General features: G+C 37.3%; 26 protein-coding genes. All 26 read left to right on the forward strand.

What is annotated here, in order from left to right; genetic code table 11:
- Nucleotides 1-39 precede the first annotated feature (39 nt).
- The gene (gene acpP, locus J2S06_RS03875; RefSeq protein WP_044895564.1) at nucleotides 40-273 is read left to right on the forward strand and encodes an acyl carrier protein; all 234 of its coding nucleotides are present in this window, start codon (nucleotides 40-42) and stop codon (nucleotides 271-273) included.
- A 125-nt stretch (nucleotides 274-398) separates the two neighbouring features.
- Nucleotides 399-1,145 (forward strand): ribonuclease III, encoded by a 747-nt coding sequence (gene rnc / locus J2S06_RS03880; RefSeq protein WP_419151330.1) that lies wholly within the window; start codon nucleotides 399-401, stop codon nucleotides 1,143-1,145.
- A gap of 153 nt (nucleotides 1,146-1,298) precedes the next feature.
- The gene (gene smc / locus J2S06_RS03885) at nucleotides 1,299-4,865 is read left to right on the forward strand and encodes a chromosome segregation protein SMC (protein ID WP_419151331.1); all 3,567 of its coding nucleotides are present in this window, start codon (nucleotides 1,299-1,301) and stop codon (nucleotides 4,863-4,865) included.
- A gap of 15 nt (nucleotides 4,866-4,880) precedes the next feature.
- Nucleotides 4,881-5,864 carry a signal recognition particle-docking protein FtsY gene (ftsY, locus tag J2S06_RS03890; RefSeq protein WP_044895567.1) on the forward strand — a complete coding sequence of 328 codons (984 nt, stop codon included), beginning with the start codon at nucleotides 4,881-4,883 and terminating at the stop codon, nucleotides 5,862-5,864.
- A gap of 230 nt (nucleotides 5,865-6,094) precedes the next feature.
- Nucleotides 6,095-6,427 (forward strand): putative DNA-binding protein, encoded by a 333-nt coding sequence (locus J2S06_RS03895; protein ID WP_152643017.1) that lies wholly within the window; start codon nucleotides 6,095-6,097, stop codon nucleotides 6,425-6,427.
- A 14-nt stretch (nucleotides 6,428-6,441) separates the two neighbouring features.
- Nucleotides 6,442-7,782: a signal recognition particle protein gene (gene ffh, locus J2S06_RS03900; RefSeq protein ID WP_044895568.1), complete on the forward strand. Its 1,341-nt coding sequence runs from the start codon at nucleotides 6,442-6,444 to the stop codon at nucleotides 7,780-7,782.
- Nucleotides 7,783-7,873: 91 nt separating this feature from the next.
- On the forward strand, nucleotides 7,874-8,146 hold the full coding sequence (gene rpsP / locus J2S06_RS03905) for a 30S ribosomal protein S16 (protein ID WP_044895569.1): 273 nt from the start codon (nucleotides 7,874-7,876) through the stop codon (nucleotides 8,144-8,146).
- A gap of 14 nt (nucleotides 8,147-8,160) precedes the next feature.
- The gene (locus J2S06_RS03910; protein ID WP_044895570.1) at nucleotides 8,161-8,391 is read left to right on the forward strand and encodes a KH domain-containing protein; all 231 of its coding nucleotides are present in this window, start codon (nucleotides 8,161-8,163) and stop codon (nucleotides 8,389-8,391) included.
- Between the two features lie 96 nt (nucleotides 8,392-8,487).
- Complete coding sequence (locus J2S06_RS03915) at nucleotides 8,488-8,868, forward strand: YlqD family protein (protein WP_044895571.1); 381 nt, start codon at nucleotides 8,488-8,490, stop codon at nucleotides 8,866-8,868.
- Nucleotides 8,869-8,878: 10 nt separating this feature from the next.
- A complete protein-coding gene (gene rimM, locus J2S06_RS03920) occupies nucleotides 8,879-9,397 on the forward strand; it encodes a ribosome maturation factor RimM (RefSeq protein WP_152643018.1) in 519 nt (172 codons plus the stop codon).
- The gene (trmD, locus tag J2S06_RS03925; protein ID WP_419151458.1) at nucleotides 9,397-10,131 is read left to right on the forward strand and encodes a tRNA (guanosine(37)-N1)-methyltransferase TrmD; all 735 of its coding nucleotides are present in this window, start codon (nucleotides 9,397-9,399) and stop codon (nucleotides 10,129-10,131) included. The genes rimM and trmD overlap by 1 nt, the downstream gene beginning before the upstream one ends.
- Nucleotides 10,132-10,258: 127 nt before the next feature.
- The gene (gene rplS / locus J2S06_RS03930) at nucleotides 10,259-10,600 is read left to right on the forward strand and encodes a 50S ribosomal protein L19 (RefSeq protein WP_419151332.1); all 342 of its coding nucleotides are present in this window, start codon (nucleotides 10,259-10,261) and stop codon (nucleotides 10,598-10,600) included.
- Nucleotides 10,601-10,765: 165 nt separating this feature from the next.
- Nucleotides 10,766-11,314, forward strand: a complete 549-nt coding sequence (lepB, locus tag J2S06_RS03935; protein WP_044895573.1) for a signal peptidase I — start codon at nucleotides 10,766-10,768, stop codon at nucleotides 11,312-11,314.
- Between the two features lie 19 nt (nucleotides 11,315-11,333).
- Nucleotides 11,334-12,188, forward strand: coding sequence for a ribosome biogenesis GTPase YlqF (gene ylqF, locus J2S06_RS03940; RefSeq protein WP_044895574.1), 855 nt, complete (start codon nucleotides 11,334-11,336; stop codon nucleotides 12,186-12,188).
- Nucleotides 12,189-12,359: 171 nt separating this feature from the next.
- Entirely contained in the window at nucleotides 12,360-13,136 is a 777-nt protein-coding gene (locus J2S06_RS03945; protein WP_044895575.1) for a ribonuclease HII, read from the forward strand.
- Between the two features lie 4 nt (nucleotides 13,137-13,140).
- Nucleotides 13,141-14,517, forward strand: coding sequence for a hypothetical protein (locus tag J2S06_RS03950; protein WP_419151333.1), 1,377 nt, complete (start codon nucleotides 13,141-13,143; stop codon nucleotides 14,515-14,517).
- Nucleotides 14,514-14,789 (forward strand): EscU/YscU/HrcU family type III secretion system export apparatus switch protein, encoded by a 276-nt coding sequence (locus tag J2S06_RS03955; RefSeq protein WP_044895577.1) that lies wholly within the window; start codon nucleotides 14,514-14,516, stop codon nucleotides 14,787-14,789. Before J2S06_RS03950 ends, J2S06_RS03955 begins: the two co-directional genes overlap by 4 nt.
- Nucleotides 14,790-14,960: 171 nt before the next feature.
- Nucleotides 14,961-16,121 carry an ADP-forming succinate--CoA ligase subunit beta gene (gene sucC / locus J2S06_RS03960; protein ID WP_044895578.1) on the forward strand — a complete coding sequence of 387 codons (1,161 nt, stop codon included), beginning with the start codon at nucleotides 14,961-14,963 and terminating at the stop codon, nucleotides 16,119-16,121.
- A gap of 18 nt (nucleotides 16,122-16,139) precedes the next feature.
- Nucleotides 16,140-17,042 (forward strand): succinate--CoA ligase subunit alpha, encoded by a 903-nt coding sequence (sucD, locus tag J2S06_RS03965; protein ID WP_044895579.1) that lies wholly within the window; start codon nucleotides 16,140-16,142, stop codon nucleotides 17,040-17,042.
- A gap of 139 nt (nucleotides 17,043-17,181) precedes the next feature.
- On the forward strand, nucleotides 17,182-18,021 hold the full coding sequence (gene dprA / locus J2S06_RS03970; RefSeq protein ID WP_419151334.1) for a DNA-processing protein DprA: 840 nt from the start codon (nucleotides 17,182-17,184) through the stop codon (nucleotides 18,019-18,021).
- A gap of 301 nt (nucleotides 18,022-18,322) precedes the next feature.
- Nucleotides 18,323-20,398: a type I DNA topoisomerase gene (topA, locus tag J2S06_RS03975; RefSeq protein ID WP_419151335.1), complete on the forward strand. Its 2,076-nt coding sequence runs from the start codon at nucleotides 18,323-18,325 to the stop codon at nucleotides 20,396-20,398.
- Between the two features lie 84 nt (nucleotides 20,399-20,482).
- A complete protein-coding gene (gene trmFO / locus J2S06_RS03980; protein WP_419151336.1) occupies nucleotides 20,483-21,790 on the forward strand; it encodes an FADH(2)-oxidizing methylenetetrahydrofolate--tRNA-(uracil(54)-C(5))-methyltransferase TrmFO in 1,308 nt (435 codons plus the stop codon).
- A gap of 64 nt (nucleotides 21,791-21,854) precedes the next feature.
- Complete coding sequence (gene xerC / locus J2S06_RS03985) at nucleotides 21,855-22,766, forward strand: tyrosine recombinase XerC (protein ID WP_419151337.1); 912 nt, start codon at nucleotides 21,855-21,857, stop codon at nucleotides 22,764-22,766.
- Nucleotides 22,767-22,789: 23 nt separating this feature from the next.
- The gene (gene hslV, locus J2S06_RS03990) at nucleotides 22,790-23,332 is read left to right on the forward strand and encodes an ATP-dependent protease subunit HslV (RefSeq protein WP_419151338.1); all 543 of its coding nucleotides are present in this window, start codon (nucleotides 22,790-22,792) and stop codon (nucleotides 23,330-23,332) included.
- Between the two features lie 14 nt (nucleotides 23,333-23,346).
- Entirely contained in the window at nucleotides 23,347-24,747 is a 1,401-nt protein-coding gene (hslU, locus tag J2S06_RS03995; protein ID WP_419151339.1) for an HslU--HslV peptidase ATPase subunit, read from the forward strand.
- A gap of 79 nt (nucleotides 24,748-24,826) precedes the next feature.
- Nucleotides 24,827-25,606: a GTP-sensing pleiotropic transcriptional regulator CodY gene (codY, locus tag J2S06_RS04000; RefSeq protein ID WP_044895586.1), complete on the forward strand. Its 780-nt coding sequence runs from the start codon at nucleotides 24,827-24,829 to the stop codon at nucleotides 25,604-25,606.
- Nucleotides 25,607-25,613: the final 7 nt, after the last annotated feature.

Raw genomic sequence — 25,613 nt, forward strand, 5'->3', positions numbered from 1 at the left:
TATAAATCCTCTATAATACTTGAGGGGAGGTGAAGACTTATGGCAGATGTATTAGAGCGTGTAACGAAGATCATCGTTGACCGCCTTGGAGTTGATGAGTCCGAAGTGACGCTTGAATCTTCTTTCAAAGATGATCTCGGTGCAGATTCCCTAGATGTTGTTGAACTTGTAATGGAATTAGAAGATGAGTTTGACATGGAAATTTCTGATGAAGAAGCAGAAAAAATTGTAACAGTAGGAGACGCTGTAAACTACATAAAAAGCCAATTGTAAAATTTGTTTAAACTAAAGTCCCGTTTCATAAACGGGGCTTCAGTTTGTAGAAAAATCCTAAATGAATCGAATGTTCAGGCTGTATGAAAAATGGGTGAATTGTACATATAGATGGAGGATGACGTATGCCAAGCAAAATGAACCCAAAACCAAAAAAATTATATATGAAAAAGGTGCAGGAATTTCGAGAATTTCAACAAAAAATTGGCATCACGTTCACGAACGAAAAGCTTCTTCATCAGGCTTTTACACATTCATCTTATGTGAATGAGCATCGTAGGAAACCTTATGAAGATAACGAACGGTTAGAATTTTTAGGAGATGCTGTCCTCGAGTTAACGATCTCTCAATTTTTGTATGAAACTTACCCTACCATGAGTGAAGGTGATTTAACGAAGCTGCGCGCTGCCATCGTATGTGAGCCGTCTCTCGTCACCTTTGCGAATGAATTATCGTTTGGCAAACTTATTCTTCTTGGAAAGGGTGAAGAATTAACAGGCGGAAGAGAGCGCCCAGCACTCTTAGCTGATGTATTTGAAGCCTTTATTGGAGCCCTTTATTTAGATAAAGGATTACATACCGTCGTTCAATTTTTGGAAAAAATCGTTTTTCCAAAGATAAAAGAAGGTGCTTTTTCTCATGTGATGGATTTTAAAAGCAAGTTGCAGGAGCTTATTCAGCGTGACGGCAAGGGGAGTTTAGTATATCAAATATTAGAGGAAAAAGGGCCTGCCCATAATCGCGAATTTGTTGCGACTGTTTCCTTAAATGATGAACTGTTAGGTACAGGAATTGGCAGATCGAAAAAAGAGGCAGAACAGCACGCTGCTGAACAGGCCTTGCAAAAACTAAAACCTAAAAAGGAGAAATAATTCAGCCATTTCCGGATGAACCGGAGATGGCTGAATTTTTCGCATGACTATAATAGACGATTTATTGATATGGATGAAATATTTGAACATGACAAAACATTTTTTGATTATGATAAAATAGGTTAGACTTTAAACATATTAAGGGGGATCATGATGTTCCTCAAACGTCTAGACATCGTAGGATTTAAATCATTTGCCGATCGTGTGACGATTGATTTTTCCGGTGGCGTAACCGCCGTTGTTGGACCAAACGGGAGCGGAAAAAGCAATATTACAGATGCCATCCGTTGGGTATTAGGCGAACAGTCTGTGAAATCGCTACGTGGAGCGAAAATGGAGGATATCATTTTTGCTGGTAGTGATTCAAGAAAAAGTTTAAATATGGCGGAAGTAACGTTAACGCTTGATAATGAGGATCATTTTTTGCCGATCGATTATCAAGAAGTAAGTGTAACAAGAAGGGTTTACCGATCAGGTGAAAGTGAATTTTTGATCAATAAACAGCCGTGCCGGTTAAAAGATATCGTTGATTTATTTTTAGATTCAGGACTAGGAAGAGATTCTTTTTCGATAATAAGTCAAGGAAAAGTAGAAGAAATTTTGAGCAGTAAAGCAGAGGAAAGAAGAAATATTTTTGAAGAGGCGGCAGGCGTCTTAAAATACAAGATGCGAAAAAAGAAAGCCGAAATAAAGCTTGCAGAAACAGAAGAAAACTTAAATCGTGTTGAAGATATTTTGCATGAATTAGAAAGACAAATAGAACCGTTAAAAATGCAGGCTTCTATAGCAAAAGAGTATTTAGAGAAAAAAGAAGAATTAGAGCAAATTGAGGTTGCATTAATTGTTTATGAAATCGAAGAACTTCATAAAAAATGGGAATTGTTAACAGAACGAGTCGAAAGTTTAAAAGATCGCGAAATGGAGATGTCGACATCGATTCAAAAGAAGGAAGCTCTTGTTGCAGAAATGCGTGATCAACTAACAGCCTTAGATGAATCCATTAATGATTTGCAGCAAGTTTTACTTCTTGCTAGTGAAGAGCTTGAAAAATTAGAAGGTCGAAAAGAAGTTTTAAAAGAACGAAAAAAAAATAGTGCGCAAAATAAAACTCAATTAGAAAGTACCATTCAACAATTAACGTCCCTTGTAGAGCAATTAAAAAATGACAAGGAAATTCGCCAACTTCAGCTAAACGAATACGAAAAATCTGTTCAAGAATTAAAAACGAAACTTTTACAAAAACAAAATGAAATGAATAATATGAAGGAAAATATTGAAGAAGAAATTGAAAGTTTAAAAAGTGAATATTTTGATTTATTAAATGAACAAGCCTCTGCTCGTAATGAAATTCAATATATTGAGGAACAGCTGCATCAGCAGCAAATAAAAAGGAAGCGGCTTGAAAATGCGAATGTCAAATATATTGAAGAGAGAGAGGAAATTTATGAAACAAAACAAAAGCTTCAAGCAAAACTTTCATTAGTTGAGCGAGATTTAAATCAGCATGTTGTTCATTACCGAAATACACAAACAAGCTTTGAACAAGTAAAAAATCAATATCAAAAGAAAGAATCATTACTTTATCAAGCCTACCAATACTTACAGCAAACAAAATCACGAAAAGAAATGCTTGAAGCGATGCAGGAGGATTATTCGGGCTTTTTTCAAGGAGTACGAGAAATTTTAAAGGCTCGAAATAAGTTGACAGGAATTCATGGAGCTATTGCGGAATTAATGACGATGAAAAGGGAATATGAAACAGCCATCGAAATTGCGCTTGGTTCATCTTTGCAGCATATTGTCGTTGATGATGAACAATGTGCAAGAAAGGCGATTCAATTTTTAAAGCAACATTCATATGGAAGAGCAACCTTCTTGCCTTTATCCATTATCAAAGGTCGGACCCTTACCCCTTCTGATCGTTTGCTGGTTGATTCTCACCCTTCCTTTATTGGAATTGCAGCAGAACTTGTTTCATATGAGGAAAAATATCGGCCGATCATCGAGAGTTTGCTTGGTACGGTCATTGTCACAAAGGATCTAAAGGGAGCGAATGAATTAGCGAAACGGTTACGATACCGCTTTCGTTTCGTTACCCTTGATGGGGATGTTGTTCATTCCGGTGGATCTATGACTGGAGGAGCTGTCAAATCGAAAGGAAGCTCCTTGTTAAGTAGAAAGGGAGAACTGGAAACGATCCAAGAAAAATTGGGAGAGATGGAGCGGAAGACAGAGCAATTAGAACAACAAGTGAAGGAATTGAAAGGAAAAATTCAAGATTATGAAAAGGAATTAGAAGAGCTTCGTGAAAACGGGGCCAATCTTCGGATTCAAGAACAATCGATTCGAGGTCAACTACGTGAGATTGAAGTAAAAGAGAGCAATATTAATGACCAACTTTCGATATACGATGATGAAATGCAATCTTTTATGCAAGAACAGGAAAAAATGAATAGACGCAAAGCTGAGCTTCAAGAAAAGGTTGAACATATTGATGTAAAATTAAAACAATTAGACGAAGAAATGAAACAGCTTATGGAGCAAAAAACGAAACATCAGGCTTCGAAAAATGAACTTCAAGAGCAAATGACAGAATTAAAAGTGATGTTGGCAAGTAAAGAAGAAGCGTATAAAAATGAAAAAGAAATCGTTGATCGGATAGGACATGAATTAGCACTTAATGAAAAAAAACTTAAAGAAGCAAAGGAAGACTTAAAAATTTTAACAAATGAAATGTCACATAATGTTTCCGGAGTTGAACAATTAGAAGAAGCTGCAAAACGCAAGCTTCAAGATAAAAATAAGACGATTGAATTAATCCATGTACGGAGAGAGCAGCGGCTAAAAATGCAGGAAAAACTAGAAGCGGAAGAATTAGATTTAAAAGAATTAAAACGGATCCATAAGCAAACGAATGAATACTTAAAGGATGAAGAAGTGCAATTAAATCGCTTGGATGTGGAACTAGATAACCGCTTGAATCAATTACGAGAAGAATACATGCTTACATTTGAGGCAGCAAAAGAAAAATACCCTTTATCCCTTGAAATGGAAGAAGCACGGAAAAAAGTGAAGCTCATCAAGCTATCGATCGAAGAGCTCGGGACAGTCAATTTAGGAGCAATTGACGAATATGAACGCATCTCAGAGCGATACTCGTTTTTACAAGAACAACGAAATGATTTAAAAGAAGCAAAAGGAACTTTGTATCAAGTGATACAAGAAATGGATGAAGAAATGAAAAAACGTTTCCAATCTACTTTTAAGCAAATTCGTTCTCAATTTGAATCCGTTTTTCAAGTGCTGTTCGGTGGTGGACGAGCTGATCTTCGTTTAACAGACCCGAATGATTTATTAAACACAGGTGTTGAAATTGTCGCACAGCCTCCAGGGAAAAAACTGCAAAATTTAGGGCTACTATCTGGCGGGGAACGTGCATTAACAGCAATTGCTTTATTATTTTCGATATTAAAGGTAAGACCAGTACCGTTTTGTGTTTTAGACGAAGTCGAAGCGGCATTAGATGAAGCGAATGTTCATCGTTTTGCCCAGTATTTAAAACGTTTTAGTCAAGATACACAGTTTATTGTTATTACCCATCGGAAAGGTACGATGGAAGAAGCCAACGTTTTATATGGTGTTACCATGCAAGAATCCGGTGTATCTAAATTAGTTTCAGTAAAGCTTGAAGAAACGAAAGAGTTTGTGAAATCATCATGAAAGGGATGAATGAATATGAGTTTCTTTAAAAAATTAAAAGAAAAAATTTCACAACAGACGGATTCAGTCACACAAAAATTTAAAGAAGGCTTAACGAAAACGAGAAACTCTTTTTCAGAACGCGTCAATGACATTGTAGCTCGCTATCGAAAGGTTGATGAGGAATTTTTTGAAGAGCTTGAAGAAGTTTTAATAACGGCTGATGTAGGCGTTACAACGGTGATGGAGTTAATTGATGAATTGAAAATGGAGGTGAAACGCCGTAATATCCAAGATCCAAAAGAAGTTCGTGCTGTGATTTCTGAAAAGCTTGTCGAAATCTATCAAGGTGATGAAGAAGGGCCTAGCAATCTAAATATCGAAGAAGGCCGTTTAAATGTCATTTTGTTCGTTGGCGTGAACGGCGTAGGTAAAACAACCACGATTGGAAAACTGGCTCATAAGCTAAAAACAGAAGGTAAATCCGTTTTATTAGCTGCGGGAGATACGTTTCGAGCAGGAGCGATCGAGCAGTTAGAAGTTTGGGGTGAGCGTGTAGGAGTAGATGTCATTAAGCAATCAGCCGGAAGCGATCCTGCCGCTGTCATGTATGATGCAATTCAAGCTGCGCGTGCACGAAATGTGGATGTACTTTTATGTGATACTGCTGGTCGGCTGCAAAATAAAGTGAATTTGATGAAGGAACTGGAAAAAGTAAAGCGGGTGATAGAGCGTGAAATCCCAGGGGCACCGCATGAAGTGCTGCTCGTTTTAGATGCCACGACAGGACAGAACGCTATGAGCCAAGCGAAACAATTTTCTGAAGCTACAAATGTAACGGGAATTGCTTTAACAAAATTGGATGGAACGGCTAAGGGCGGCATTGTTTTAGCGATCCGCAACGAATTAAACATTCCTGTTAAATTAGTAGGTCTAGGTGAGAAGATGGATGATCTGCAACCGTTTGATACGGAGCAATATGTATATGGATTATTTGCCAACTTAGTAGAAGAAGCATAAAAGCTTCTTCTTTTTTTATATTGGCTCTTTTCTAAAAGATTGTTGCTTTACCATAGCTTTTCGACTGTGCAAGCGAGCGAATTTCAATGATAATGACAATGAAATATAATAAAGCTTAATTTTAAAAAACAAAGAACAACATGTTAAGGATAAAACTTGACATTGATAAATCATTTCGCTACACTAATATTTTGTAAAGGCATTTCACTTAACATAGGGAGGAAACAGTGATGATGCTCGAAAAAACAACGAGAATGAATTATTTATTTGATTTTTATCAATCGTTGTTAACCCCAAAACAGAAAAGCTATATGTCATTATATTATCTTGACGATTTCTCCCTAGGTGAAATTGCTGAAGAGTTTGAAGTGAGTCGACAGGCAGTTTATGACAATATTAAAAGAACAGAAGTAATGCTTGAAGAGTATGAGGATAAACTTGGCTTGTTACAGAAATTTCAAGAGCGGAAAAAAATTATTGAAAAGCTAAAAGAACTGGCTAAAGAAACGAAACATCAAGAAGAAATCATGAGCCTTTTGACAGCTCTTGAAAAATTGGATTAGGAGGCGGCATTAGTATGGCTTTTGAAGGATTAGCCGACCGACTGCAAGGCACGATTGCCAAAATTCGCGGAAAAGGGAAAGTGACGGAATCTGATGTTAAGGAAATGATGAGGGAAGTCCGTCTTGCTTTACTCGAAGCGGATGTGAACTTTAAAGTAGTGAAAGATTTTATAAAAAAAGTTAGTGAACGTGCTGTAGGTCAAGAAGTAATGAAAAGCTTGACGCCTGGCCAGCAAGTGATTAAAGTCGTCAAAGAAGAACTGACCGAGCTGATGGGCGGAGAGCAAAGTCAAATTGTGGTTAGTACGCGGCCGCCAACCGTTATTATGATGGTCGGCTTACAAGGAGCCGGTAAAACGACGACAACGGGTAAGCTTGCAAATCTTTTGCGAAAAAAATATAATCGCAATCCGCTTTTAGTGGCAGCAGATATTTATCGTCCAGCGGCGATCAAACAGTTAGAAACGTTAGGGAAACAGCTGAACATGCCTGTTTTTTCATTAGGTGATGAAGTAAGTCCTGTGGAAATTGCGGAACAGGCGATCGAACAGGCGAAAAAAGAACATCATGACTACGTGCTTATTGATACTGCAGGTCGCCTTCACATTGACGAACATTTAATGGATGAATTAAAACAAGTAAAAGAAGTGGCAAATCCAGATGAAATCTTTCTTGTTGTGGATGCGATGACAGGACAAGATGCGGTCAATGTGGCACAAAGCTTTCAAGATCAGCTTGGTTTAACAGGTGTGATTTTAACAAAATTGGATGGTGATACCCGTGGAGGGGCAGCGCTTTCGATACGGGCTGTCACTGGAACTCCGATTAAATTTGCTGGTATGGGTGAAAAGCTTGATGCATTAGAACCATTTCATCCAGAGAGAATGGCTTCTCGGATCCTCGGAATGGGAGATGTGCTGACATTAATCGAAAAAGCTCAAGCTTCTGTTGACCAAGAGAAGGCTAAGGAACTCGAAGAAAAAATGCGGACAATGTCCTTCACTTTTGATGACTTTCTTGAACAATTAGGACAAGTTCGCAAAATGGGGCCTCTTGATGAACTCATTTCCATGCTTCCAGGTGCAAATAAAATAAAAGGACTTAAAAATATCCAAGTGGATGAAAAGCAAATTAGTCATGTGGAAGCGATTATTCGCTCGATGACAAAAGAAGAAAAACGGCATCCAGAAATCATTAACGCAAGCCGTAAAAAACGAATTGCCAAAGGAAGTGGAACATCTGTTCAAGAAGTGAACAGACTGTTAAAGCAGTTTGAAGATATGAAAAAAATGATGAAGCAAATGACAAATATGACAAAGGGTAAAAGAAAAGGCTTTAAATTCCCATTTATGTAAACAAAAAATCTGTTAAGAAAAAAAGCTTTACAAACGTTTTTAAGACTGATAATATACTATCTTGTGAAAATATTTCGGAGGTGCTTTAATTATGGCAGTAAAAATTCGTTTAAAACGTATGGGAGCTAAAAAATCTCCATTCTATCGTATCGTTGTAGCTGATTCTCGTTCTCCGCGTGATGGACGTTTTATTGAAACAGTTGGAACGTATAATCCAGTAGCAGAACCAGCTGAAGTAAAAATTGATGAAGAATTAGCTCTTAAATGGCTCAAAAACGGTGCGAAACCATCTGATACAGTTCGTAACCTTTTCTCTAAACAAGGAATTATGGAAAAATTCCATAATGCCAAAAACAACAAATAATGAATGTGATGTAAATGGAAGAATTGATATCAACCATTGCCAAAGCTCTTGTCGATCATCCTAATGAAGTGCGTGTCGATAAAAATGAAAAACACGATGAAATCTATTACACCTTAAATGTGCACAAGGATGATGTAGGTAAGGTCATTGGAAAACAAGGAAAAATTGCCAAGGCGATTCGTACGGTTGTCTATGCTGCAGGAAATCAATCAGCAAAGCGTATTTTTTTAGAATTTAATGATTAAAAGGTGAGGGTATGTAACCTCGCCTTTTTTTACAATTTAAACGGTTATTACGATAAAATGAAAGAAAATGCTTAAAATATTAGAGGGAGGGAAAAGATGAAAATTCTTCGCCATGTGGCGGTTAAACAAATATTAACGAAAAAAAGCAAAGATACCCTCATTGAGAAGTTTCGCCAACAAAAAAAGCAGTTAGAGAAAGAATATGATCAACTTTATTTTCAATTAAAGAAATTGGAGAAAGCGAAATCGAATTCCTCATTAATATCCCAATATAAAAAAGAAATGGAAAAACGGAAAGAAAAGATCAACATAACGGATTTCCAGCTTGAACAAATTCAAATTCTTCCCCTAGGTAGTGAATTAAAAGAAACGGAAATCATGGGAATGATCGATGTGAAAGAAGGGGACAACTGGGAAGAAATCATGAAAGAAAAAACGATCGTTATTAAAGATGGAATCGTCACAGAAATCCGTTGAGGTGATGAAAATGACTGAACAGTGGTTTAATGTAGGAAAAATTGTTAATACACATGGAATAAAAGGAGAAGTTCGCGTCATATCGAAAACAGATTTTCCTGAAGAACGGTATAAAATCGGCAATAATCTATACATTTTTCAAGATGGAAAAGAGCCGATCGAAGTGATCGTAAAGTCTCATCGTCGCCATAAAAATTTTGACTTACTTTTATTTCAAGGATATGAATCGATCTCTGATGTTGAACCATTTAAAGGTTCTCTATTAAAAGTTCCTAAAAGCCAATTGCAAAGCTTAGATGATGGCGAATACTATTTTCATGAGATTATCGGCTGTACGGTTTGGACGGATCAAGGAAAAGAACTTGGTGTCGTGAAAGAAATTTTAACACCTGGAGCGAACGATGTTTGGGTTGTCAGACGAAAAGGCCAAAAGGATGTACTCATTCCATATATTGATGAAGTGGTAAAGGAAATCGATGTAGAACGGAAAAAAATCACGATTTCACCTATGGAAGGACTAATAGAATGATGAAAATTGATGTTTTAACATTATTTCCAGAAATGTTTCATGGTGTGTTCAATGAATCCATTTTAAAAAAGGCGCAAGAAAAAGATGCTGTATCCATTAATGTTATCAACTTTCGCTCCTTTTCCAAAAACAAGCATCAAACTGTTGACGACTATCCATATGGTGGAGGAGCAGGGATGGTTTTAACACCACAACCTATTTATGACGCAGTAGATACGTTAACACAAAAAAGCCCAGCGACTAGACGAAGAATCATCCTAGTTTGCCCCCAAGGTGAACAATATAATCAAGAAAAAGCACAACAGCTTTCGAAAGAAGAGCATCTTATTTTTATTTGTGGCCATTATGAAGGTTATGATGAGCGAATTCGTTATCTCGCAACGGATGAAATATCGATTGGGGACTTTGTATTAACAGGTGGAGAATTAGCGGCAATGGTCATTATTGATAGTGTTGTACGTTTGTTGCCTGGTGTTCTTGGCAAAGCGGAATCGTATCAACAAGACTCGTTTTCAACGGGTTTACTTGAACATCCTCATTACACGAGACCGCGAGAATTTAGAGGGATGAAAGTTCCTGATGTATTATTAAGCGGCAACCATCAAAAAATCACCGAATGGCGTGAAAAAGAATCATTGCGGCGAACTCTTTTAAGGAGACCGGATTTACTAGAAAAATTCCCATTATCCGAAAGGCAGCAAAAATGGTTAGAAGAGTTGAAAAACAATAATTAAATCTTGAATCCCCTTTTCTGATATGGTATGATTCATTTTGTGGCTAAGACGTTGCGTCTTAGTAGAAAACGATGTTCCGCTGCAAAAACATATGTGCATGAGCATCTGTTGGAAGGAGTTGAAAACGATGCATAAATTAATCCAAGAAATTACAAAAGATCAACTACGCACGGACTTACCTGATTTCCGTCCTGGTGATACAGTACGTGTACACGTGAAAGTTGTCGAAGGTTCTCGTGAACGTATTCAGGTATTTGAAGGCGTTGTGATTAAGCGTCGTGGCGGAGGAATTAGCGAGACATTTACCGTCCGTAAAATTTCTTACGGTGTAGGTGTTGAGCGTACATTCCCATTACACACACCAAAAATTGCTAAACTTGAAGTTGTTCGCCGTGGTAAGGTTCGTCGTGCTAAGCTTTATTATTTACGTAACTTACGCGGAAAAGCAGCTCGAATCAAAGAAAGATAATTCAGTTAAACAAAGGAGCTTGTTCGCTGTAACAGGCTCCTTTTTCCATACTTGTTCAGAAGGTCTCTTTTGTTTCATTTTATATTGTATTAAAATGACCTTATAGAAATTAACTGGAAACGTTGAACGATAGCAGAGCGTAATTAGAAAAGGTGTGTGAAAGACGTGACGAAAAAAAATGAAGTTCTTGAATGGTTGAAAGCATTAGTGATAGCCGTTGTGTTAGCCGTTGTGATTCGAACATTTTTCTTTGCCCCTATCGTTGTTGATGGACAGTCGATGATGCCGACTTTAAATGATCAAGATCGTATGATTGTCAATAAAATCAGCACGAAAATAGGTGACATCAAGCGATTTGATATTGTCGTATTCCATGCTACAGAAGATAAAGATTATATTAAACGAGTTATCGGCCTGCCTGGCGATCACATCGAATATAAAAATGATACTCTTTACATCAATGGAAAACCTTATGAGGAGCCTTATTTAGAAAAATTTAAAAATGAGGTTATAGATGGTCCTTTGACAGAGCCATTTAAGCTAGAAGACATTATCGGCCGGAAAACAGTTCCTGAAGGAGAAATTTTCGTTATGGGAGATAACCGTAGATATAGTAAAGATTCACGCCATATAGGTACCGTTTCACTTGAAAAAGTAATCGGGAAAACAAATCTCGTCTATTGGCCATTATCTGATTTTGGTTTTGTACAATAAGATAAAGTAGGTGATATTGTTGACAATTCAATGGTACCCGGGTCATATGGCTAAGGCCAGAAGAGAAGTGACAGAAAAACTAAAATTAATTGATATTGTCTATGAACTTGTAGATGCAAGAATTCCGGTATCATCCCGAAACCCGATGATCGATGAAATCATTTCCAATAAGCCACGTATTGTCATATTAAACAAAGCCGATATGGCGGATGAAAAGGTGACAAAAAAGTGGCTGCAATATTTTCATGAACAAGGCCTGCAAGCTGTTGCCATCGATTCCCAAAAGGGGATTGGCTTAGATCGAATCATGGATTTATCAAAAGAACGGCTGCATGATTTATTTTCGAAAATGCAAGCAAAAGGAATTAAGCCACGTGCTATTCGCGCCTTAATTGTCGGGATACCTAACGTAGGGAAATCGACATTGATTAATCGATTAGCCAAAAGAAATATTGCCAAAACGGGTGACAGACCTGGAATTACAAAGGCACAGAGCTGGATTAAAGTAGGGAAAGAATTAGAGTTATTGGATACACCTGGAATATTATGGCCGAAATTTGAAGACGAAGAAGTGGGGCTAAAGCTTGCGGCTACAGGTGCGATTAAAGATGAAATCTTGAATTTACAAGATGTCGCTGTTTTTGCTTTACGATATTTAATTCAGCATTACCCGGAAAGATTAAAGAGTCGATATCAATTTGAATCATTTTCAGATCATGTCGTGGAGATCTTTGATCATATCGGAAAAAAACGAGGCTGTCTAATGTCCGGAGGCCTTATTGATTATGATAAAACAGCTGAATTGATTATTCGGGATTTAAGAACAATGAAACTCGGCCGAATTAGCTTTGAAGAGCCGGATGGAAAAGAGTAGTGGTGCTAAAACTCGATTTCAATTCGAACACGGTCAATGACGAATAGACTCGTTTTTTAAAGCGCGTCTATATTTTTCTTAGGGAATGACATTACTGATAAATATATGACGTTTACATTAACCATTTCATCTTTCGCTTTAGCTTTTGAGAGAGGAGAAACGAAAAAAGAGATGCAGAAATTAACGGTAAAAGAAATAGAAGCAAAATTGTTGCATGTCAAAGATCGTCATGATCCATTTCTTAAAAACTGCGAACAAGATGAGCGCAAAACCGTTCAAGCATTAGTGAAAAAATGGCTGAAACAATATCAAGATGTCCAAGCTCTCAAAAAAGAGTTTGAAAGAATGAAAACATATGAGAAACAGTTGAAAGAAAAAGGTTATCAATGGATCGCTGGCATTGATGAAGTGGGGAGAGGACCATTGGCTGGTCCTGTTGTTGCAGCAGCTGTTATTTTACCTGATGATTTTTATGTTTTAGGCTTGACAGATTCCAAAAAATTGTCTGAAAAGAAGAGAGAAGAATATTATCAAAAAATTATGGACAAGGCGTTAGATGTGGGGGTCGGCATTGTACAGGCTAGAGACATTGATAAGTTTAACATTTATGAAGCAACAAAGATCGCGATGCAAAAAGCGATTCATAACTTAAAAGTACATAAACCCGACTATTTGCTGATTGATGCCATGAAACTTCCTGTCAACATTCCACAAACCTCCATTGTTAAAGGAGATGCAAAAAGTATTTCGATTGCCGCAAGTTCTATTGTAGCGAAAGTAACAAGAGACCGTTATATGAGACAACTAGCTGAAAAATACCCTCAATATGGTTTTGAGCATCACATGGGCTATGGGACAAAACAACATCTTGAAGCACTCAAGCATTTTGGAGCAACGAAAGAGCATCGCCTAACATTTGCTCCAGTCAAAACGTATATTAAAAGGTGATTACATGGACCCACTTTCATTCATTCGCAGTGAGTCGTTTTTTCAAGGAAAACAAGTCAAATCTGATATTCCGAAATTCATGGATGGTGAGCTTATTACCGGGAAAATATTACGCCTTTTACCGAATGATACAGCTCTTTTGCAAATCGGACAAAGAACGTTAACAGCAAGGCTGGAAACGCCTGTTCATGCTTTAGGTGAATATTGGTTTCAAACAATTGTATCGACTCAAGGAATAAAATTAAAAGTGTTGCCTAGGCAAGAAAAGGCCAATACAAGTTTGCTAGAGCAAATCATCTCTTTATATCGTTTGCCTCCAGGTAAACATACCGAAGCACTTGTGCAAACGTTAATGAAGGAAAATATTCCGTTTACAAAAGAGCAGATCATTGAGGCCGCAACATGGTTTAATCACTATGTTCGAAATGTTCGATTGCCTGATTCTCTCGAAGCCGTACAACATTCAATCGTTTTAGCGATCAAGCGGAAATGGCCTTTGTCAGGTGGTGTTTTACGTACTTTATTGGCCATCTATCAAAACACTTCATTCAAAGAGGAGCTTAAGCAGCTGTTAAACGAATTACAATCTCGTCAGCAATTACAGCCTGCAGCATTACAATTAAAAAATGTGTTAATGAACTTATTAACAGAGCAAAACGCTCTAATTAAACATGACAGCACTGCTTTTAACCTTGAACAAGGAACTATAGGGTTTTCTTCACCAAGTGGAGAAAAAGGGGATCAGAGCTATTTAAGGATAACAGATAATATAATCACTTTTTTAAAACAAATTCCTTTAATGTTAGGTCTTCGATTTGAAAGGCTTTTCATTCATCGTGACATCCAGCAATTAAAAGAACTGAGTAAGTTTGCCCTAAAGCCGCTGCTGCTTGCTTCCTATCATGAAGTACAAGATTCCGTATTAAAAGAAAAAATCGGTGAAGTTCTTTTTCGTCTTCAGGCTCAAACGATCGCTGCCCACGAACAAGGGCTAGTCGGACAATATTTTTTTGAATGGCCGCTCCGAATGGATCATTATTTAACAGATTTTTCACTGAATATTTACGGAAAAAAAAGAGAAGATGGTCAAATTGATCCAAAATATTGCCGAATTGTGTTCGATCTTCGATTACCGAATTTAAAAGATACAATCGTCGATATTTGGATTCAAAATAAAGTAATGAAAGTAAATATTTATAATGATGCTTTAGCGGAAAAAAATATCAATCCCCACATCCAAATGTTAAAAGAACGACTCAATCAAGACGAGTATTATTTATCGAGTGTATCTGTAAAACCGTTCCAACAGCAAAAAATCATGCAAAATATTCAAGAAATGATCGAACAAACATCTTACCAAAGGGTGGATCTTAAAATATGAATGAACAAAAGAAGAAAAAGGCAGTAGCATTAAAATATGATCAACAAAAAGATGAAGCCCCAATAGTAGCAGCAAAAGGAAGCGGAAGGATTGCAGAAGAAATCATACAATTAGCTGAAGAACACAAGATCCCGGTCCAAAAAGATGAAGCCCTTCTCGAATTACTTAGCGAAGTGGACGTGAATGAAAAAATTCCTGAGGAACTTTATAAAGTTGTCGCTGAATTGTTCGCTTTTATATATCGACTTGATCGTGATGTCAAATCACCATAAAAGGAATGAAATATTATTTTACAAAAATTCATCAAAAATGATGGCTGTTTTTTGGTAGAATGGTAGACAATATCCGAACTATTTTATAAAATGAAAGCGCAGTCTATTTTTTCTACCAACTTTTTGGTCAGAAAACTTTAATTTTTCGTACATATGATAGGAGGATGGGATATGAATATCCATGAGTACCAAGGAAAAGAAATCCTCAGAAAATATGGGGTAACGGTTCCAAATGGGAAGGTTGCTTTTACTGTAGATGAAGCTGTAGAAGCAGCAAAGGAACTCGGAACTGACGTGGTAGTTGTCAAAGCACAAATTCACGCTGGTGGGCGTGGAAAAGCTGGTGGAGTAAAAGTAGCTAAAAGCTTAGATGAAGTTCAAGAGTATGCGAGCGAGCTGTTAGGAAAAACTTTAGTTACACATCAAACTGGCCCAGAAGGCAAAGAAGTAAAACGTCTCCTTATTGAAGAAGGCTGCGACATTAAAAAAGAATATTATGTCGGTTTAGTATTAGATCGTGCCACATCACGCGTCGTGTTAATGGCGTCTGAAGAAGGCGGAACAGAAATCGAAGAGGTGGCAGCGAAGACACCTGAAAAGATCTTTAAAGAATATATTGACCCTGCTGTAGGATTACAAGTCTTCCAAGCACGTCGTATTGCCTTTAATATTAATATTCCAAAAGAACTAGTTGGACAAGCCGTTAAGTTTATGATGGGACTTTATAACGTTTTTGTAGAAAAAGATTGCTCTATTGCAGAAATCAATCCTCTTGTTGTGACAGGGGACGGTAAAGTTATGGCCCTTGATGCGAAATTAAATTTTGATGCAAACGCTTTATTCCGTCAAAAAGATATTCTAGAATATCGTGATTTAGATGAAGAAGATCCAAAAGAAATCGAAGCATCAAAATATGATTTAAGCTATATTGCTCTTGATGGCAACATCGGTTGTATGGTTAATGGTGCTGGTCTTGCCATGGCAACAATGGACATCATTAAATACTACGGGGGAGAACCTGCCAACTTCTTAGATGTAGGCGGCGGTGCTACTGCTGAAAAAGTAACAGAAGCTTTTAAAATTATTTTATCTGATGAAAACGTAAAAGGGATTTTTGTTAACATCTTTGGCGGAATCATGAAATGTGATGTGATTGCTCAAGGTGTTGTAGAAGCGACAAAACAAGTCGGATTACAAATTCCTCTCGTTGTTCGTTTAGAAGGAACAAATGTTGAATTAGGCAAGAAGATTTTAGAAGAATCTGGTCTGAACATTACTTCTGCAGAATCGATGGCAGACGGCGCACAAAAAATCGTTTCATTAGTAAAGTAAGAAAGGCAGGGGACAAACATGAGTGTATTTATTAATAAAGATACAAAAGTAATTGTTCAAGGAATTACTGGTTCAACAGCATTATTTCATACGAAACAAATGCTAGAGTACGGAACAAAAATTGTAGGCGGTACTTCACCTGGTAAAGGTGGTACAGAAGTGGAAGGGGTTCCTGTTTTTAATACAGTTGAAGATGCTGTAAAAGAAACAGGAGCTAACGCATCTGTCATTTATGTACCTGCACCATTTGCAGCTGATGCGATTATGGAAGCGGTCGATGCAGAGCTTGAAATTGTCATTTGTATTACTGAACATATTCCAGTTTTAGATATGGTGAAAGTGAAACGTTACATGGAAGGAAAGAAAACACGTTTAATTGGTCCAAATTGTCCTGGTGTGATTACGCCTGGAGAATGTAAAATTGGCATTATGCCTGGATATATTCATACAAAGGGCCACGTCGGGGTTGTTTCACGTTCTGGAACGTTGACATATGAAGCGGTACATCAACTGTCAAATGCAGGAATTGGCCAATCAACAGCAGTTGGTATCGGTGGCGACCCTGTAAACGGAACAAACTTCATCGATGTATTAAAAGCCTTTAATGAAGACCCTGAAACGTATGCCGTTATGATGATTGGAGAAATTGGCGGTACAGCTGAAGAAGAAGCGGCATTATGGATTAAAGAAAATATGACGAAGCCTGTAGTTGGCTTTATCGGCGGTCAAACTGCACCTCCAGGAAAACGGATGGGGCATGCTGGCGCAATTATTTCAGGTGGGAAAGGTACAGCTAGTGAAAAAATTAAAACAATGAATGAATGTGGAATTAAAGTGGCAGAAACACCAGCTGTCATGGGTGAAACGTTAATTTCTGTTTTAAAAGAAAAAGGACTATATGAGAAATGTAAAACTCATTAAAATATATAGGAGGAATAGCCTGTTCGGGCTATTCCTCGCAGTGTGTAGACAAATCTATATGAAAGGAATTTTTCAGACATGGGAGTGAATAGCCATAAACACTCGAGAACGATTAATTCAACTCGCTTTTTGTCAGAAGATGGCGAATCGAAAAATATTACACCTTCTTCAGCTGGACCCTACTTTACAATGCTTATCACATATTTCTTCACACGAACTTCATCGTTTAATTCACATTCCACTTCCACTCGCCTCTACTATACTTCAACAAATTCAACGAATGAATGTCCCGAGATTGATAGAAGATTATGCAAAGCGAAATATTCGCCTCATTACGATTTTAGATCCATTATATCCATCATATTTAAAGCATATTTCAAATGCACCAGCCGTATTGTTTTGTAAGGGGAATGTAAGTCTTTTGCAGCATAAACGTAATATTAGTGTTGTAGGAGCAAGAAAGGCAACAGAATATGGAATAAAGCTCGTTTCTTCGTTCATTCGACCTCTTGTTCGAGAAAAATGGCTAATTGTGAGCGGGCTTGCAAAAGGAATTGATTCGCTTGCACATAAAGCAGCTATTGAGGAAAACGGGAAAACGATTGCTGTGATAGCAGGTGGATTTAATCATATTTATCCAAAAGAGCATCAGCAGCTTTCCGATATCATATCCAAACAACATTTATTAATTTCTATCTATCCTCCAGAAAGAAGGCCGGAAAAGTGGATGTTTCCTGAACGAAATCAAATCATTAGTGGATTAAGCTTAGGGACTTTTGTTGTACAAGCTGCTAAGAAAAGTGGATCACTCATTACCGCACAGTTTGCTTTAGAGGAAGGAAGAGAAGTATTTACAGTACCAGCTTCTATATTTGCTGAGGAGTTTGCTGGGAATATTAATCTCATCCGTGACGGTGCAACGATTATTTCGTCCTATAAAGACATCGTAAACGGTCTTTTACCGATGATGGAGGATTGACATGTTGATATAGAAGAAGGTTAAAATGGTAAACGAAGGAAATATATTCAATGCATCGTGTATCAAATAAAAAAATAAAGGAATTTTTCTTTTTCTATCGAAGCAACAATAGGTAAACATTTTCAAAAAATTTCACATCTTGTTTGACAAAGTAAAGAAGAATATTTAATAATAGTGGAGATTTCTTTTCTAAAATCTTGTTTTGAAGGCAAGATTGATATAAACTTTTCCATGCGTTTAATGCATTTTTATTATTCAGATGAATACAGAGAGAGAATACCTCTTAAGGAGGAAATAATGAATGCCGGACTATTTAGTCATTGTAGAATCACCTGCAAAAGCAAAAACAATTGAACGCTATTTAGGAAAAAAGTATAAAGTGAAGGCTTCTATGGGGCATGTTCGTGATTTGCCGAAAAGCCAAATGGGGGTTGATGTAAAGCAAAATTATAAGCCAAAATATATCACCATCCGCGGAAAGGGTTCTGTATTAAAAGAATTGAAAAGCGCTGCAAAAAAAGCTAAAAAAGTTTTTCTTGCTGCCGACCCAGATCGCGAAGGTGAAGCGATTGCTTGGCATTTAGCCCATAGTTTAGATATCGATATTCATTCAAATTGTCGTGTCGTTTTCAACGAAATCACTAGAGATGCCATCAAAGAATCATTTAAACATCCGAGAGCCATCAATATGGATTTAGTTGATGCTCAGCAAGCTCGTCGCATTCTTGATCGGCTAGTTGGATATAACATCAGTCCTTTATTGTGGAAAAAAGTAAAGAAAGGATTAAGTGCTGGTCGTGTGCAATCTGTTGCAGTAAGATTGATCATTGATCGTGAAAATGAAATTAAACATTTCACGCCAGAAGAGTATTGGACGATTGAGGCAGAATTTTTAAAAGGAAAAGAAGTCTTCGAAGCTTCTTTTTACGGAATGAACGGAAAGAAGCTTGAATTAAAAACGGAAGAAGAAGTTAAAAATGTCTTAAATGAGATCAAAGGAAATACATTTACGGTTACGAAAGTGACGAAAAAGGAACGAAAGCGTAATCCTTCACCTCCTTTTACGACTTCTTCCTTGCAGCAGGAAGCTGCACGAAAATTAAATTTTCGTGCGAAAAAAACGATGATGATTGCCCAACAGCTATACGAAGGGATTGACCTTGGAAAGGAAGGGACTGTCGGTTTAATTACCTATATGAGAACAGACTCAACAAGAATATCAGATACAGCCAAGAAGGAAGCGGCAAACTATATTGAAGAACATTATGGTTCTCAATATACGGCAAGTCAGAAAAAACAGTCGAAAAATGCCAATAATGTTCAAGATGCCCATGAAGCAATTCGACCAACTTCCACCTATCGCGATCCAAACTCCTTAAAAGAGTTTTTAAGCCGAGATCAATTACGGTTATATAAGCTCATATGGGAACGTTTTATTGCAAGTCAAATGACTCCTGCTGTTCTCGATACAATGAGTGTTGATTTGGAAAACAACGGTTTGATTTTCCGAGCAAACGGTTCGAAAATTAAATTTCCAGGCTTTATGAAAGTATATGTAGAAGGACAAGATGATCAAGTACAGGAAAAAAACCGACTTCTTCCCGATTTATCAGAGGGTGATGAAGTGCTGACGAAAGATATATCACCTGAACAGCATTTCACCCAGCCGCCTCCTCGATATACAGAGGCACGACTCGTCAAAACGTTAGAAGAATTAGGAATTGGTAGACCATCTACCTATGCGCCGACATTAGATACGATCCAAAAGCGTGGCTATGTAGCTCTTGAAAACAAACGATTCGTTCCAACTGAACTTGGGATGATTGTCCATGAATTAATGATGGATTACTTTCCTGAAATATTAGATGTAGAATTTACAGCTAAAATGGAACACGATTTAGACGAAATAGAAGATGGAAAGGTTAATTGGGTGAAAATCATTGATGATTTTTATCAAGAATTTGTGAAAAGATTAGAAAAAGCTGAAAATGAAATGGAAAAAGTGGAAATAAAAGATGAATATGCCGGAATAGATTGTGATGTGTGTGGTAGCCCGATGGTTTATAAAATGGGCCGCTTTGGAAAATTTATGGCTTGTTCTAACTTTCCGGAATGTCGTAACACAAAGCCAATCGTAAAAGAAATTGGCGTTACGTGCCCAAAATGTCAAAAGGGCAATATCGTAGAGCGTAAAACAAAGAAACGCCGTGTCTTTTACGGATGTGATCGTTATCCTGACTGTGATTTTATTTCTTGGGATAAACCTATCGCCAGAAAATGCCCGAAATGCGATGGATTGCTTATTGAAAAACGTTTAAAGAAAGGCATGCAAGTACAGTGCATTCAATGTAATTATAAAGAAGAGCCTCAACAGTGATCCGGTGAGCGTTCCTTTTTCGCTCACCTTCTTTACGTTTACTCTTAACAAACGTTACAATGATTCAGAAATGGAGGAGCGTTTATGACAGAACAAATCGTAAAAGTTATTGGTGCTGGGCTTGCTGGCAGTGAAGCCGCTTGGCAATTAGCTAAACGTGGAATACGTGTTTATTTATATGAGATGCGACCGATCAAACAAACTCCTGCACACCATACGGACAAATTCGCTGAACTTGTATGTAGCAATTCGCTGCGTGCTAATGCACTTACAAATGCGGTTGGAGTGTTAAAAGAAGAAATGCGTATGCTTGATTCGGTCATCATTTCTTCCGCAGATGATTGCTCGGTTCCTGCAGGTGGAGCATTAGCCGTTGACCGACATGAGTTTGCCCAAAAAGTTACTGAACGGGTAAAAGGACATCCGAATGTAACGGTCATAAACGAGGAAATCACCGAAATACCTGAAGGACCAACGATTATTGCGACAGGCCCATTAACTTCTGAAGCCTTGTCAAATCGTTTGCGTGAATTAACTGGTGAAGAATATTTATACTTTTATGATGCAGCAGCACCTATTATTGAAAAAGATAGCATTAATATGGATAAAGTTTATTTAAAATCTAGATATGATAAAGGAGAGGCGGCGTATTTAAACTGCCCTATGACTGAAGAAGAATTTAATGAGTTTTATGAAGCGTTAATCCATGCTGAAACTGTACCGCTTAAAGAATTTGAAAAGGAAATCTTTTTTGAAGGGTGCATGCCTATTGAAGTCATGGCGAAGCGAGGCAAAAAAACATTGCTTTTTGGGCCGTTAAAGCCTGTAGGTTTAGAACATCCGAAAACAGGAAAACGCCCATATGCTGTTGTCCAATTGCGACAGGATGACGCAGCAGGAACACTTTACAATATTGTTGGTTTTCAAACTCATTTAAAATGGGGTCCGCAAAAAGAAATTATCCGGATGATTCCAGGATTGGAAAATGCTGAAATTGTTCGATATGGCGTTATGCATCGCAATACGTATATCAATTCGCCGAAATTATTGAAGCCAACGTACCAATATAGAGGAAGAAAGGATTTATTTTTTGCTGGTCAAATGACGGGTGTGGAAGGTTATGTAGAATCAGCCGCTTCCGGACTAATCGCCGGGATTAATGCTGCTCATCTCGTATTAGGAAAAGAACTTGTCATTTTTCCAAAAGAATCCGCAATGGGCAGTATGGCGAATTATATTACGACGGCAAATCCGGAAAATTTCCAGCCGATGAATGCTAATTTTGGTTTGTTTAATGAACTTCCAGTAAGAATAAAAAACAAACAAGAACGTAATGAAGCATATGCAAAACGGGCTTTGGAAACAATTCAAAAAATTGTGAATAAATTATAAAAAATTCATTGCAAGGGCTTATAGAAATATGGTAACATTTAAAAGCCCTTGCGAGGTGTTAAATATGAATGAAAATGTTAAGAAATATTTAAATTTATTCGTGGAATATTTACAAATAGAGAAAAATTATTCACAATATACAATTGTGAATTATGTTCATGATATCGAAGACTTTTTCTCTTTCATGAAAGCGGAGGGAGTCGATCAGGTTCAAGACGTCACCTATTCTGATATTCGAATATATTTAACCGAGCTACATACGAAGAATTTTTCTAGAAAATCGATTTCACGAAAAATATCTAGTTTAAGAAGTTTTTATAAGCTTTTATTAAGGGAAAAAGTTGTAAAAGAAAATCCGTTTACTCTCGTTACTTTGCCGAAAAAGGAGCTGAAAATTCCACGAGTATTATTTTCCGAAGAAATTGAAAAATTGTTTTCAATTTCAAATGTGAATGAGCCTCTCGGACAGCGGGATCAAGCCCTGCTTGAAATTCTATATGCTACAGGTATACGAGTGGCAGAATGCTGTCAAATTCAAGTTTCAGACTTAGATTTAACCGTTTCGACCGTTTTAGTTCACGGAAAAGGAAAAAAACAACGTTATGTACCTTTTGGAAGCTATGCTCAAGATGCATTAGAAAGATATTTACAAGACGGCCGTCAAAAACTGATGGAAAAACTTTCGCCTTCTGAAAACCATTCATATGTTTTTGTCAACAGAAGGGGAAAGCCTTTAACACCGAGAGGAGTTCGCTATATATTCGATCAATTGCTCAAACGGACAGCTATGACGATACGTATTAGCCCCCATACATTTCGGCATACGTTTGCGACCCATATGATAAATGAAGGTGCCGATATGAGGAGTGTGCAAGAGCTGCTCGGTCATGCTCACCTTTCTAGCACACAGGTGTATACACATGTTACAAAAGAGCATTTGCGTAAAATTTATTTGTCCCACCATCCACGGGCTTAGGGACGAAATTAGGGAGGTCCATGATGACACAATTTCATGCAACGACAATTTTTGCTATTATGCATAAAGGAAAATGTGCCATGGCTGGCGATGGCCAAGTTACATTTGGAAATGCTGTTGTCATGAAACATACAGCTAGGAAAGTTCGTAAATTATTTAATGGAAAAGTTCTTGCCGGTTTTGCTGGTTCCGTCGCAGATGCTTTTACATTGTTTGAAATGTTTGAAGGAAAGCTTGAAGAATTTAATGGTCATCTGCAGCGTGCAGCCGTTGAATTAGCAAAGGAGTGGCGCAGTGACAAAGTATTAAGAAGATTAGAAGCGATGCTCATTGTTATGAATGAGAAGCATTTGCTTTTAATTTCTGGTACGGGTGAGGTAATCGAACCTGATGATGGAATCTTAGCCATCGGTTCAGGAGGAAATTACGCACTTGCTGCCGGTCGAGCGTTGAAACGGTTTGCTGGTGATCATATGTCGGCAAAAGAAATTGCTGAATCTTCTTTAAAAATTGCGGGTGAAATTTGTGTCTATACGAATGAAAATATAATCGTTGAAGAGCTTTAAGAAAGGGGGGCTTTATGGTGAAAAACGAATTGACACCAAGACAAATTGTAGAGCGCCTTGATCAATATATCGTCGGTCAAAAGGAAGCGAAAAAAGCTGTTGCTATCGCCTTGCGCAATCGATATCGGAGAGCTTTACTCAATGAAAAAATACGAGAAGAAGTCGTTCCGAAAAATATTTTGATGATTGGCCCGACTGGTGTTGGAAAAACGGAAATTGCTAGACGTATTGCAAAGCTCGTTGGAGCACCTTTCGTAAAAGTGGAGGCGACAAAATTTACTGAAGTTGGGTACGTTGGTCGTGATGTAGAATCTATGGTTCGCGATTTAGTTGAAACTTCCGTTCGTCTTGTCAAACAAGAAAAAATGGAAGAAGTAAAGGTGCAAGCTGAAAAAAGTGCCAATAAACGGATTATTGAACTTCTAGTTTCAGGAAAGAAAAAGAACCAAGGGTATAAAAATCCTTTTGAAATGCTCTTTGGCGGAAGAGAGGAGCAGGAAGATCCTTCTACAACTCAGGAGGATATTAATATAGTAGAAAAGCGTCGAGAAATGGCTAGAAAGCTTGAGTTAGGGGAGCTTGAGGATTTGGAAATAACAGTAGAGGTCGAGGAACAGCAACCTTCTATGTTTGATTTATTTCAAGGTTCTGGCATGGAGCAAATTGGTGTCAATATGCAGGATGCACTTTCTAGTTTAATGCCAAAAAAGAAGAAGAAACGAAAGTTAAAAGTAAAAGAAGCACGCAAAGTGTTAACAAACGAAGAAGCGCAAAAATTGATCGATATCGATGAAGTCACGCAAATTGCTATTGAACGGGCAGAGCAATCAGGCATTATTTTTATTGATGAAATTGATAAAATCGCTAAATCAGGTTCAACAAGTTCTCAAGCAGATGTTTCACGTGAAGGTGTGCAAAGGGATATTTTGCCAATCGTGGAAGGTTCAACAGTTATCACGAAATATGGCTCTGTGAAAACAGATCACATTTTATTTATTGCAGCTGGCGCTTTTCATATGTGTAAGCCGTCTGATTTAATTCCTGAATTACAAGGACGGTTTCCAATTCGGGTTGAGCTGAAAAAACTTTCCGTTGATGACTTTGTTCGCATTTTAGTTGAACCGAATAATGCTTTATTAAAGCAATATATGGCATTATTAGAAACGGAAGGTATACAATTAGAATTTTCTGACGATGCTATACGTAAGATTGCTGAAATTGCTTTCGAAGTCAATCAAGATACGGATAACATTGGGGCTAGAAGACTGCACACTATCTTAGAAAAGTTGCTTGAAGATCTATTATTTGAAGCTCCGGATATAAATTTAGAAAAAATTGTGATTACACCGCAATATGTGGAGGAAAAATTAAGCACCATTGCTAAAAACAAAGACTTAAATCAATTTATTCTATAATAGAAAGATATCTTGAATCGTTTCATCAAATTAAAATTAAAATGATAATCATTACAATTTCATAATAGGAGGACTAACGATGGCATTATTAGAAAAAACTCGGAAAATTAATGCAATGTTACAAAAAGCAGCGGGGAAACCAGTTAATTTTAGAGAAATGGCTGAAACTTTAAGTGAGGTAATTGAAGCAAATATTTTTGTTGTGAGCCGTCGTGGAAAACTACTTGGTTTTGGAATAAATAAACAAATCGAAAATGAACGCATGAAAAAAATGTTAGAAGATCGTCAATTTCCTGAAGAATATACGAAAAATTTATTTAACATTACGGAAACATCTTCAAACCTTGATGTATATAGTGAATATACAGCGTTTCCGGTTGAAAACCGTGAATTATTTAAAAATGGCTACACAACGATTGTTCCAATTAATGGTGGAGGAGAGCGTCTCGGCACGTTAATATTAGCTCGTCTAGCAAACAAGTTCGATGATGATGATTTAATTTTAGCAGAGTATGGGGCAACTGTTGTCGGTATGGAAATTTTACGTGAAAAAGCGGAAGAAATTGAAGAGGAAGCTCGCAGTAAAGCGGTTGTGCAAATGGCGATTAGTTCCTTGTCTTACAGTGAACTTGAAGCCATTGAACATATTTTTGAAGAATTAGACGGTCATGAAGGATTGCTCGTAGCTAGTAAAATTGCCGATCGTGTTGGAATCACAAGATCTGTAATTGTCAATGCACTTCGCAAACTAGAAAGTGCTGGTGTAATTGAATCACGTTCTTTAGGAATGAAAGGAACGTATATTAAAGTGTTAAATGATAAATTTTTAATCGAGCTTGAAAAATTAAAAAATCATTAAAGCAAAT

Source organism: Bacillus alveayuensis (assembly GCA_030812955.1).
GTDB classification, from domain to species: Bacteria; Bacillota; Bacilli; order Bacillales; family Aeribacillaceae; genus Bacillus_CB; species Bacillus_CB alveayuensis.